Annotated in this window: 8 protein-coding genes; 6 read left to right on the forward strand and 2 right to left on the reverse strand. The window is 65.9% G+C overall.

What is annotated here, in order from left to right; all coding sequences use genetic code 11:
* Positions 1 to 14 precede the first annotated feature (14 nt).
* From ACERNI_RS03025 to ACERNI_RS03045, 5 genes are all read left to right on the forward strand, one after another.
* Positions 15 to 578, forward strand: a complete 564-nt coding sequence (locus ACERNI_RS03025; RefSeq protein ID WP_448831774.1) for an HdeD family acid-resistance protein — start codon at positions 15 to 17, stop codon at positions 576 to 578.
* A gap of 13 nt (positions 579 to 591) precedes the next feature.
* Positions 592 to 2,064, forward strand: a complete 1,473-nt coding sequence (locus tag ACERNI_RS03030; RefSeq protein ID WP_448831775.1) for an alpha/beta hydrolase — start codon at positions 592 to 594, stop codon at positions 2,062 to 2,064.
* Positions 2,065 to 2,598: 534 nt separating this feature from the next.
* Positions 2,599 to 4,791, forward strand: coding sequence for a RelA/SpoT family protein (locus ACERNI_RS03035; RefSeq protein WP_448831808.1), 2,193 nt, complete (start codon positions 2,599 to 2,601; stop codon positions 4,789 to 4,791).
* Positions 4,792 to 4,822: 31 nt separating this feature from the next.
* Positions 4,823 to 5,461, forward strand: a complete 639-nt coding sequence (gene pyrE, locus ACERNI_RS03040; RefSeq protein ID WP_448831776.1) for an orotate phosphoribosyltransferase — start codon at positions 4,823 to 4,825, stop codon at positions 5,459 to 5,461.
* Between the two features lie 434 nt (positions 5,462 to 5,895).
* Positions 5,896 to 6,531 carry a LabA-like NYN domain-containing protein gene (locus ACERNI_RS03045; protein WP_448831777.1) on the forward strand — a complete coding sequence of 212 codons (636 nt, stop codon included), beginning with the start codon at positions 5,896 to 5,898 and terminating at the stop codon, positions 6,529 to 6,531.
* Between the two features lie 444 nt (positions 6,532 to 6,975).
* Here ACERNI_RS03045 and smpB read toward each other — a convergent pair whose 3' ends face one another.
* The gene (gene smpB / locus ACERNI_RS03050; RefSeq protein WP_448831778.1) at positions 6,976 to 7,449 is read right to left on the reverse strand and encodes an SsrA-binding protein SmpB; all 474 of its coding nucleotides are present in this window, start codon (positions 7,447 to 7,449) and stop codon (positions 6,976 to 6,978) included.
* Between the two features lie 2 nt (positions 7,450 to 7,451).
* Complete coding sequence (gene dapA, locus ACERNI_RS03055; protein WP_448831779.1) at positions 7,452 to 8,351, reverse strand: 4-hydroxy-tetrahydrodipicolinate synthase; 900 nt, start codon at positions 8,349 to 8,351, stop codon at positions 7,452 to 7,454.
* A 312-nt stretch (positions 8,352 to 8,663) separates the two neighbouring features.
* On the opposite strand from dapA, the gene ACERNI_RS03060 reads away from it, so the two are divergent.
* The gene (locus ACERNI_RS03060; RefSeq protein ID WP_448831780.1) at positions 8,664 to 11,054 is read left to right on the forward strand and encodes a transglycosylase SLT domain-containing protein; all 2,391 of its coding nucleotides are present in this window, start codon (positions 8,664 to 8,666) and stop codon (positions 11,052 to 11,054) included.
* The last annotated feature ends 571 nt before the right edge of the window (positions 11,055 to 11,625 follow it).

Genomic DNA, 11,625 nt, shown 5'->3' on the forward strand with positions numbered 1-11,625 from the left:
GTTGGGGGGATGACATGACGAATGGACAGGCAAGAAGCGTGCTGGCGCGGGGTGAAGCGGCGCGGTCCCGCTGGATATGGTTCCTGTGTCTCGGCCTGGCCCTGATCGCCGGCGGCGTTCTGGCCATCATGCTTCCCGTGATCTCCACCATCGCCGCAAGTCTGGTGCTGGGTCTGGTGCTGGCCGGCGTCGGCCTGTTCCAGATCATCCAGTCATTTCAGGTCACCGGATGGGCCGGCTTTGTCTGGCATCTGCTGGTGGGGGTGATCCAGCTTGTCGGCGGCGTGCTCATCTATCTCAACCCCCTTGCCGGCGCGATCGCCATCACGGCCCTGATCGCGCTCGTGTTCCTGGCCCAGGGACTGTCGCAGATCGTGCTGGCGCTCCGTTTGCGGCCAGCCTCGGGCTGGGCCTGGCTGTTGCTGTCTGGCGTCATCGCACTGCTCGCCAGCGCCGCCTTGCTGGCGAAATTCAGGTACACCAGCGTCTATACGCCGGGCACCATTGCCGGAATCTCGCTGCTGTTCGCCGGATGCGCCTACCTCGCCATCGCGGTGACAGCCCGGCGCATCGGCTGACCGGACGGGCGCCATGAAACAGACCATGCGGGCGCGCCTGCTGAAATACGTCAGGCGCACGGCTGTGATCGCCGGCGTGGTCGTGGCCACCTTGCTGGGCGCGCGGGCGCTCGACGCCTGGCGCAGCGAGCCGCTGAAGCCCTGGCACACATTCGCGCCAGAAGAACTGTCGCGCGACGAGCTGGAGCACGCCAGTTGGGACCGCTATCTGGCGGCCGAGCAGCGCATTTTTGCCGAGGTTCGCGCAAAGGTCTCGGACAGGCTGCCGCCAGAGCTGCGCACCGACCTCAATCGCTACGCCCCCGGCAGCCGGGTGTATCCGGGCAATTTCGCCACCGACTGGAACCGCTCGACCATCCTTGAGCCGGAAGGCCCGCCACGGGGCGCGGCCGTGTTCCTGCACGGCCTCACCGATGCGCCCTACAGCCTGCGCCATATCGCCCGGCGCTACCGCGATCAGGGCTTCGTGTCAGTCATGATCCGCATGCCAGGACACGGCGCGACGCCTGGCGGCCTCACCGGCGTTGAATGGGAGGACTGGCTCGCCGCCACCCATCTCGCCGTGCGCGAGGCCCGCAGGCGCAGCGGTCCCGACAAACCGTTGCACGTCATCGGCTATTCCAACGGCGGCGCGCTGGCGCTGATGTACGCCATGGACGCCGTGGACAACGCCGCGCTGCCGAGGCCGGACCATCTTGTGCTGCTGTCGCCCATGGTCGGGGTCACCGCCTTCGCCCGTTTCGCGGGACTGGCGGGATTGCCGGCAATCTTTCCGCCCTTCGCCAAAAGCGCCTGGCTGGGCGTCCAGCCCGAATTCAACCCGTTCAAGTTCAATTCGTTTCCGGTCAACGCCGCGCGCCAGTCTCACCTGCTGACCAGCGCCCTGCAGCAACGCCTGCTGGAACACGCCCGCGCCAATCGCTGGCAAGGCATGCCGCCGGTGCTGACCTTCCAGTCAACGCTCGACGCCACCGTGTCGTCCCAGGCGGTCATCGATGCCCTGTACGCCCAGTTGCCCGCCAATGGCAGCGAACTGGTGCTGTTTGACATCAACCGCTCCCCGCAGTTCGCGCCTCTTTTCCGGCCCGGCCTGATGGCGCAGGCCGACCGGATCAAGCTGGGCGCACCACGCCGGTTTCGCCTGAGCGTGATCACGGCCGCCGAAACCGGCGCCGCAATCGCCCGCGTCACCGAGGCTGGCGCCACCACGGAACAGGCTGCGGAGCTCGGGCTGTCCTGGCCACGCGACGTCTTTTCCCTTTCGCACGTGGCCCTGCCATTTCCGGTGAGCGACGGGCTGTACGGGCTGACGCCTGACCCTGCGGACAACTTCGGCATAACCCTGGGGGCCCTTGCGATCCGCGGCGAGCGCGGCGCGCTGGTCATCGGCATGGACGCTCCGCTGCGCATGTCGTCGAATCCGTTCTATCCCTACGTGATCAACCGCATCATGGCCGATGTCGGCCAGGATAAAGCGCGGCGCTGACCAGCAGCGGCGCGCCTGGCGTTCATAAAACGCGAAGATGTTTCGGCGATCATCAGGCGTCCGGTCCCTGCCCGACGCGGCCTGAAGTCCAGCCCTGTTGCAGCCGGGGAACGGCGTCTGCTTTTCATGAAATCGTATCCGGCGGTGGTTTGACGAAATCCGCCGGCCGTTTCATAGAACTTTTACAGACTGTGCATGGCAGGAGCCCGCATCCAGGCAAGCCGCCGCCTGGCCGAGCCGGCGCCGTCACATCCGTCTGTTTTGGCGCATTGTTCCACGGGCGGACAGTTCCGCGCCGCTGGACAATGCTACAGGTGCGCATCCGTGGCGAAGCAAAAGAATATCAGCAAGAACGACGCGCCGCCCCCGGCGTCCGCCAGCAATGTCCCGGCAAGCGGAACACCCCAGGCCGTGATCCCCGGCGCCGCGCGCGATCTCGCGCCGCAAGCGGCGGCGCAAGCTGCGCCGCCTGTCGCGCCACTTGCGGCAACGGAAGCCGAGCCCCCCGTCAAAAAGCCCGCGCGCAAGCCGTTCATGCGCCAGTACGAGCTGGTTGAGCGCGTCAAGAGCTATGACCCCGACGCTGATGAGGCGCTGCTCGACCGCGCCTATGTCTACGCCATGCGCGCCCACGGCAGCCAGGTGCGCGCCTCCGGCGATCCCTATTTCAACCATCCGCTCGCTGTCGCCGCCATTCTTTGCGACATGAAGCTGGACGACGCGACCATCGTCGCCGCCATCCTGCACGATGTCATCGAGGATACCGACGCCACCCGCGAGGAAATAGACCGGCTGTTCGGCCCGGAGATCGGCGCGCTCGTCGATGGCCTGACCAAGATCAAGAAACTCGATTTCGTCTCGCGCAAGGCGCAGCAGGGCGAGAACTTCCGCAAGCTGTTGCTGGCCATCGCAGCCGACGTGCGGGTGTTGCTGGTGAAGCTGGCCGACCGGCTGCACAACATGCGCACCCTGGAGTTCGTGCCGCCGCACAAGCGCCAGCGCATCGCCCAGGAAACCCTGGACATCTACGCGCCGCTGGCCGGCCGCATGGGCATTCAGGAGATGCGGCAGGAGCTGGAAGAGCTCTCGTTTCATCATCTCAATGGCGACGCCCAGCAAACCATCAAACGCCGGCTGGAAGAGGTGGTCGGGCGCAGCGGCGCGCTGATCGAGCGGATTGAAGGCGACCTGCGCGACCGCCTGAAGGCGGCGGGCGTCGAGGCGCACGTCAAGGGGCGCGCCAAGTCGCCCTATTCGATTTTCCGCAAGATGGAGCGCAAGTCAGTCGGCTTCGAGCAGCTGTCGGACATCTTCGGCTTCCGGGTCATCGTCAACAGCATCGCCGACTGCTATCGCGCCCTTGGCGTGGTCCACACCACCTGGCCAATGGTGCCAGGCCGCTACAAGGACTACATCTCCACCCCCAAGCAGAACGACTACCGCTCGATCCACACCACGGTCGTCGGCCCCGGCCACCAGCGCGTCGAGTTGCAGATCCGCACCCGCGACATGGACAGCGTCGCCGAACTCGGCATCGCCGCCCACGCCCTCTACAAGGAGGGGCTGAACGACAACAGCGCCCTGGCCGTGGAAAGCCGCGCCTACCGCTGGCTGCGCCGCACGGTGGACCTGCTGGCGGAAGGCGACAGCCCGGAAGAGTTTCTGGAGCACACCCGTCTGGAGCTGTTCCACGACCAGGTGTTCTGCTTCACGCCCAAGGGCCGGCTTATCGCCTTGCCGCGCGGCGCCACCCCGATCGATTTCGCCTACGCCGTGCACACCGATGTGGGCGACAGCGCCGTCGGCGTGAAGATCAATGGCCGCCTCGCGCCCCTGCTCTCCGAATTGCAGAACGGCGACGAAGTGGAGATCATCCGCGCCAACGGCAAGACGCCGCCGGCCGCCTGGGAAAGCCTGGTGGTCACCGGCAAGGCGCGCGCCGCCATCCGCCGCGCCTCGCGCAGCGCCGTGCGCAAACAGTACGCGGGCCTCGGCCAGCAGATTCTGGAGCGGGCCTTCGAGCGCGCCGGCAAGGCGTTTTCCGATGACAAGCTGCGCGGCGCCCTGCCCCGCCTCGCCCGCCAGTCGGTTGAGGACGTGCTGGCCGCCGTTGGACGCGGCGAGATTTTTTCCGGCGACGTGGTCAAGGCGATCTATCCGGATTACCAGGAAGACAGCCGCGTCAGCCCGGACGCGCCGTCCCTGGCCGGCTGGTTCGACCTGAAGACTGACAGCAGCGTCAAGCTGCAACTGCCGGGCAATCAGGACAATCCGGGCGCCCTGCCCATTCGTGGAGCCGGCAAGGATCTGCCGGTGCGCTTTGCCCCTGGCGGCGGCGCCGTGCCGGGCGACCGCATCATCGGCATCTTCACCCTGGGCGAAGGCGTGACGATTTATCCGATCCAGTCGCCGGCGCTGGCGGCGTTCGAGAACGAGCCGGAGCGCTGGATCGACGTGCGCTGGGATGTGGACGGGCGCAACCGCCAGCGTTTCCCCGCGCGCATCCGCATGAAGTCGATCAACGAGCCTGGCAGCCTCGCCCAGATCACCCAGGTGATCGCCGACCATGACGGCAATATCGACAATGTCTCGATGGTGCGTCCCACCGCCGACTTCACCAATGTGACGGTTGACCTCGCCGTCTGGGACCTTAAACACCTCAACAACATCATCGCGGAGCTGCGCGCCAAACGCGTCGTCAATAACGTCGAGCGCGTCATCGAATAGGCGCCGTCGCCCGGACAAAAGTGCAAGGCCCATGACCCAGCAAGACACGTCTCCCCAGCCAGACACGTCTACCCAGGAAGACGCCCGGATCCAGGAAGAGACCCTGGCGGAATTCCGCGACGCCGGCGCGTTGCTGGAAGGTCATTTCATTCTGTCCTCCGGACGGCGCAGCGCCGTGTTCATCCAGAAAATGTTCATCTTCCAGGATCCGGCGCGCACCGAGCGCGTCTGCAAGGCGCTGGCCCGCAAGGCCGAGGCGGCGTTCGGCAAGATCGACGTGGTGGTTTCGCCTGCGGTGGGCGGCATCGTGCCGGGCTATGAAACCGCGCGGCATCTGGGGGCCAAGGCGATCTTCGTCGAGCGGGTCGAGGGCCAGTTTGAACTGCGTCGCGGCTTCGAAATTCCCGCGAACGCCCGCGTGCTGATGGTGGAGGACATCATCACCACGGGCCTGTCGTCGCGCGAATGCCTGGCCGCCATCGCCCGCTATTCGGCCAATGTGGTCGGCGCCGCCTGCCTGATCGACCGCTCTGGCGGCACAGTCGACATTGGCGCGCCGCTGGTGTCGCTGGCCGCCATCCAGGTGCCGGACTATGCGGCTGACCAGTTGCCGCCGGAACTCGCGGCCCTGCCGCCGGTCAAGCCCGGAAGCCGCGGCCTCGCCAGCTGAGTCAGGCCCTGCGCTGGCCTGCTTTCGGGCGCGGTGGCGCCGGCTCCCGTCAGCCGCCTCGCCCCTGCAGCGCGTAAAATGCGTCGGACCAAAGGGACAGGGCATCTTCTGCGAACCGGGTTTCACCGAAACGGCCACAGCCTCCGCCGCGCCGGAAAGAGGGGGCGCCGCGCTGGCGCCTCCGCGTCCTGACGCCTGCACATGCCCATCAAGCGGGCTTCCGCCAGCCTTTTGCGGTGAACCAGCGGCGGCCGGGCCACCGCTTCCCCGGCCCCCGGGGGAGGTTTTTTTGCCCTGGCGCCGGCGATCCGGTTATCAAAGACAATTGTAGGCAAGTCGCTTTTCGTTTAGTGTTGGAGACAATCTTCAGATATTTCGCAATTTCATTTCACCTCCGGCGCGACGACCGTCCCCGGCAGTTCATTTGAGGCGCCATGACCAGCCGCGACCGCATTGCGTTGTTTATTGATGGAGCAAATCTCCACGCCACCGCCCGCAATCTTGGTTTTGAGATTGATTACAAACGGCTTTTGAAAGAATTCAACGCCCAGGGCATTCTGGTTCGCGCCTATTATTACACCGCGATGATTGATGACCAGGAATACTCGTCGCTGCGGCCGCTGGTCGACTGGCTCGATTACAACGGTTTTCGCGTCGTTACGAAGCCGGCGAAGGAGTTCATTGACGCCGCCGGTCGCCGCAAGGTCAAGGGCAACATGGATATCGAGCTGGCCATCGACGCCCTCGACATGGCGCCTTACCTCGACCGGGTCGTGCTGTTTTCCGGCGACGGCGACTTCCGCTCCCTGGTCAACGCCCTGCAACGCCGCGGGCTTCGCGTCACCGTCATCTCCTCGATCGTGACCCAGCCGCCCATGGTGGCGGACGAGCTCCGCCGTCAGGCCGATGAGTTCATTGATCTGGCCAATCTCGCCTCACGCGTTGGCCGGGACATTGCGGAGCGCTCCCCGCGCGACCGGTCGCCGGAAGGGCGGGGCGAAGAGCGCCCGCGCAATCTGCAGAGCCGTTATGGCATCCGCCAGAACGGCGATGAGGAAGTTGAGCCGTAAGCGCGCGTTTGTCCCGATGAAGGCTTTCCTGGCTAAAGCTTCCCCGGTGTAGCGGGCGCCGCTTCACCGGAAGCGCGATGCGACAATCCGGATATCTGGAATACATCCGGATTGCGCCTGACGGGGGAGCGCGACCTGTCAGAGGCAGAATTTACTTTGGCCGTTTTGGCCTGCCCCGCAGCTATGACGTGGGCAGCCATGATGCATCGTGCGTTGTGACACCCATCCCGCCCTCCCCCGGAAAACGGGCGATCGCGCGCGATCGGGGGCTGCCGGGCGGCGTGACGGCTCCCCGGCTCATCTGAGGCGGATCATCTGGAAACCGCTCTCCCGGCCCCGCGTATGACCGGATCGGGGAATGCGCCCGCACCAGTGGGCGCAGGCGCGCGCACCCCGCGAAGCAGGCCGGCGCGCGGCGCCCAGCGGCCAGCCCTTGTCGCGCACTCAGCCCTTGTCGCGCAGCAGCCGTCCCTTCTCCCGTTCCCATTCCCGCTTCTTGACGGTCTCGCGCTTGTCGGCGGCGTTCTTGCCCCGGGCCAGCGCCAGCTCGACCTTGGCCCGTCCCCGGTCGTTGAAGTAGACGCGCAGCGGCACGATGGTGAAGCCATCGCGCTGCACGGCGCCGATCATCTTGCTGATCTGGCGGGCGTGCAGCAGCAGCCGGCGCGGCCGCTTCGGCTCGTGATTGAACCGGTTGGCCTGCAGATACTCGGGGATGTAGGCGTTGAACAGGAACAGTTCATTGCCGGAAGGGCCAGCATAGGATTCACCAATGGTCGCCTTGCCGGTCCGCAGCGATTTCACCTCGGTGCCCGTCAACGCGATGCCCGCCTCGACCGTTTCAACAATCTCGTAGTTGAAACGGGCCTTGCGGTTATCGGCGACAATCTTCCGGTCGTCCGTCTTGGCAGCCGCCATGCTCAGGCGCTCTCCAGCAATCCGGCGTGGGTCATCGCCGCGCGCACCGCGACCTGCCCCATATCCGTCACCGGCACGATCGGCAGGCGAACGTGCGGCCCCATGCGGCCCAACAGCGACAGCGCATACTTGGCCGGCGATGGGCTGGGCTCGCAGAACAGGTTCATGTTCAGGGGCATCAGCCTGTCGTTGAGCGCCCGCGCATGTTCGTAGTCGCCAGCAAGGCAGGCGTTCTGGAACTGGCTGTACAGCGCCGGGGCGACATTGGAGGTCACCGAGATGCAGCCATGGCCGCCATGGGCCATGAAACCGAGGCAGGTGCCATCCTCGCCCGACAGCTGGATGAAGTCCTCACCCAAAGCCAGACGCTGCATGCTGATGCGGGTGATGTTGGCCGTCGCGTCCTTTACGCCGACGATGTTCGGCAATTCGTAGAGACGCTTCATGGTGTCGATCGACATGTCGACGATGGAGCGACCCGGAATATTGTAAATGAAAATCGGAATGCCGACCGCGTCATTCACTGCCCGGAAGTGCTGGTACATGCCCTCCTGGCTTGGCTTGTTGTAGTAGGGCGTCACCACCAGCAGGGCGTCCGCGCCAGCCTGCTCGGCGTGCCGGGCCAGATCAACCGCCTCGCGCGTGTTGTTGGAGCCCGCGCCGGCAATCACCGGCGCCCGCCCCTTCGCCTCGGCGATGCACCACTCGACAACCTTGCGGTGCTCGTCATGGGAGAGCGTCGGGCTTTCGCCGGTCGTGCCGACAGGCACCAGCCCGTGAACGCCATTTGTGATCTGCCAGTCCACGTGAGCGCGAAATGCCCCTTCGTCGAGCTCTCCGTCGGCGCCAAAGGGCGTCACGAGGGCGGTAAAAGCTCCCTTGAAGTTCGTGTGCGTTGTCATGAATGTTCCTGGACTGTGACGCCGCAAGGCGGAGTATCCGCCAGCAATTGATACCAAATACCCTGAACCGGCCATGCTTCAGGAAACACCACAGCCCGGCCGTGACGCTTCCCGGCATTTACGTTCATTTAACCATAAATGCTGCTGAATCGGACGCATGGACTCCAAACTGGCCGCGTTTGCTGCCTGACTGATGTCTCATTCCTGTCCTATCGAACACATGCCGCTTGCGTGGGAGTGAGATCAGAGATGGCAGGCTCCCGCGCTGGATTAAAGACATACCTGCTCTTTTGAACTCGTGAAAGGGCGCCGATGACCCAGCCCCGTGAAAACGTCCTGGAAGGCAATCCGCGAGACGCCCGCCGTCCGCGCCGGCGCATTCTCGCCGCCAGCGCGACAGCCGCCGCCAGCGCTGTCGCCATCGGCGCAATCTACGCCGGAATGCACTGGGGACCCGGATTTTACGCAGCAAAGATCAGGACGCCGCCGCCCCAGCAGGCCGCGCCCCCGGCCATGCAGCAGCAGGCTTCGCCGCCGCCAGCCGTCGCGCCGCCGCCACGGCAACCAGGCCTTGTTGAACAGGCGATAAATCTGGCGCCGCCCGCCCCGCTGACCGATCCCGCCCTGACGGTCAACGACCGGCCGGTCGTGGCCCCGCCGACCGGCGTGTCAACGGCCGTTCTGCGTCAGGCCATTGAGGCCTATCGCGGCGGCAAGCTGGCGGATGGAGACGCCACGAGGACGCGGATCAACGACCCCGCGGCCAGCGCCCTGCTGGAGTGGCTGGCTATCCGCTACAATGGCCCTTCCATGGGGTTTGAGCGGATCGACGCCTTTCTCCGCAAATTTCCGGACTGGCCCGCCGGCAATCTCGCCCAGCGCCAGGCGGAATATGCGCTGATGCGGCAAAAGGCCGGCCCTGATGCGGTGATCGCTTTCTTCACCGGCAAGGAGCCCCAGACCCCGCATGGCGCGCTGCTGCTGGCCGACGCCCGTCGCGCTCGCGGCGACTCCGCCGCCGCCGCCAGGCTCATCGTCAACATGTGGCGCAACGATCCGCTGCCGGTGACGATCGAGAAGCGCCTGGTCGCCGATTATCCGCAGCAGCTGACGCAGGCAGAGCACCGCAATCGCATGGAGCACTTCCTGCTCCAGGAGAAGTGGGACGTGGCGTTGCGCGCGGCCGTCCTTGCGGGGCCGGACCATGTGAAACTCGCCCGCGCCCGCATGGCCATCGCCCAGGCGAAACAGCCCGGCAAGGCGGCCGAAAAGGCGCTCGAAGCGGTTCCCGCCGCGTTGCACAAGGACCCCTCCTGGCAGTTCTCCAAAGCGTTGCTGCTGCGCAAGAAAGAGGACAATGACGGCGCCCTGGCCATCCACAAGGCGGTGCCGCTGGAAGCCCTGGATCTGGATGGCGGCGACGAATGGTGGATCGAGCGGCGCATTCTTGCCCGCCGTTACCTGGACGCTGGCAAGGCGGACATCGCTTATGATCTGGTGCGCCGCCACGGCGCCGAGCGCGACGTCCTGAAGATCGAAGCGGAGTTCCATGCCGGATGGATCGCCCTGCGCTCTCTCGGCAAGGCGGAGGCGGCGCTGGGCCACTTCGACGCCGCCGCCAGGATTGCCGCCACGCCGGTTTCCCTGGCCCGCACCGCCTACTGGCGTGGCCGCGCCCACGAAGCCCTTGGCGATCTGGCGGCGGCACGCGCCGATTATGACGCCGCCGCGCGCCATGGCACCGCCTATTATGGCCAGCTGGCGCGGATCAAGCTGGCCGACAACGGGCTTTCCGTCACCCCGCCGGCGCCGCCAGCGACAGACAACGCCATCGACAGCCTGCCTGTCCGGGCAATACGCCTGCTGCATGAGGCGGATGCGGACGAGCTCGCCACGCCACTTTACGTGGGCGTCGCCAAAACGCTCGACGATCCGGGCGTTATCGATCTGGTCGCGCGCCTGGCGGCCAACCGCAATGACGCGCGCTCCATGGTGATGATCGGCAAGGCGGCGATGCAACGCGGCCTGCCGCTGGCGGACGTTGCGTGGCCAGTGCAGGGCGTGCCGCAGTTCACCCAGACAGGCAAGGCGGTGGAGCGGGCCATGGTGCTCGCCATTTCCCGTCAGGAAAGCGTCTTTGATCCCACGGCCATGTCCTCGGCCGGGGCGCGCGGCCTCATGCAACTGATGCCGGCGACGGCGCAGCGCACCGCCCAGCGGGCCGGTCAGCCGTTCGATCAGGGCCGCCTGACCACGGACGCCGCCTATAACGCCCGGCTTGGCGCCTGGCACCTGGGCGACCTGCTGGACGACTGGCGCGGCTCATACATTCTCACCTTCGCGGCCTACAACGCTGGCGGCGGCAATGTGAAGAAGTGGATCACCGCCCACGGCGATCCACGCAATCCCGGCGTGGATCCCGTCGATTGGGTGGAGCGCATTCCGTTCAGCGAAACGCGCAATTATGTGCAGCGGGTCATGGAGAATCTGCAGGTTTACCGCCAGCGCCTGGCGCCCGGCGCGCCCATGCGCATGGCGGACGATCTGAAGCGCGGCATGGCGCCAATGGCCGCCGTTGGTCCGGCGCCATCACAGGCTCCGGTTCCGGTGGCTCAGGCTCCTGTGGCTCAGGCTCCGCTTGCTGCCTCAGCTGAAACCACAGCCAGCATCCGGCCAGAAACAGACGACCTGGCCGCCGACTGACGCCAGAACCCGCAGTTGCTGCCCCCGAAGCTGCGGCGCATCCGCCGCCGACGGCGGCCCTGCCAGCGTGACGCATGCTCTCACAGAACATGCTTCGCGCCGGTATGGCGCGTCGTGGCGGCCTGCGCCGGTGTGCCAAGGATGAAACGCGGCCAGCGGCTCACGTTCTGCTCCCACCCTTCCACCACGCCAGACATCCCGCTCTGAGGCCATCAGCGCCCCGGCGACGCCGGAGGGTCACCTGCGGTCAGCGTCACGCAACCACTGGCCTTTCCGGCGCCAGACCGTCCAGGTTGATGAGCAACAGCAAAAGCCCTGCGAAAGCGAAGCAGAAAGTCCCGGCTCGCGCAAAAACAAAAAAAAAGCCCCGGCGTGAGCCGGGGCTTCTGTCCTGATTGCTGTCAGCCAGCGATCAGAAGGTGCGGTCGATACGCAGGCGGGTCAGCCAGTTATCGTCATAGGTGGTGGTCTTGCCGGTGAGCGAGCCAAACTTGTTGGCGTCGTAGACGCGGCCCTTGGCGATGTCGAGGCGCTGATAGAGCACTTCCACGCCGATATCGAGGTCCTTGAC

Source organism: Camelimonas sp. ID_303_24, from assembly GCF_053543495.1.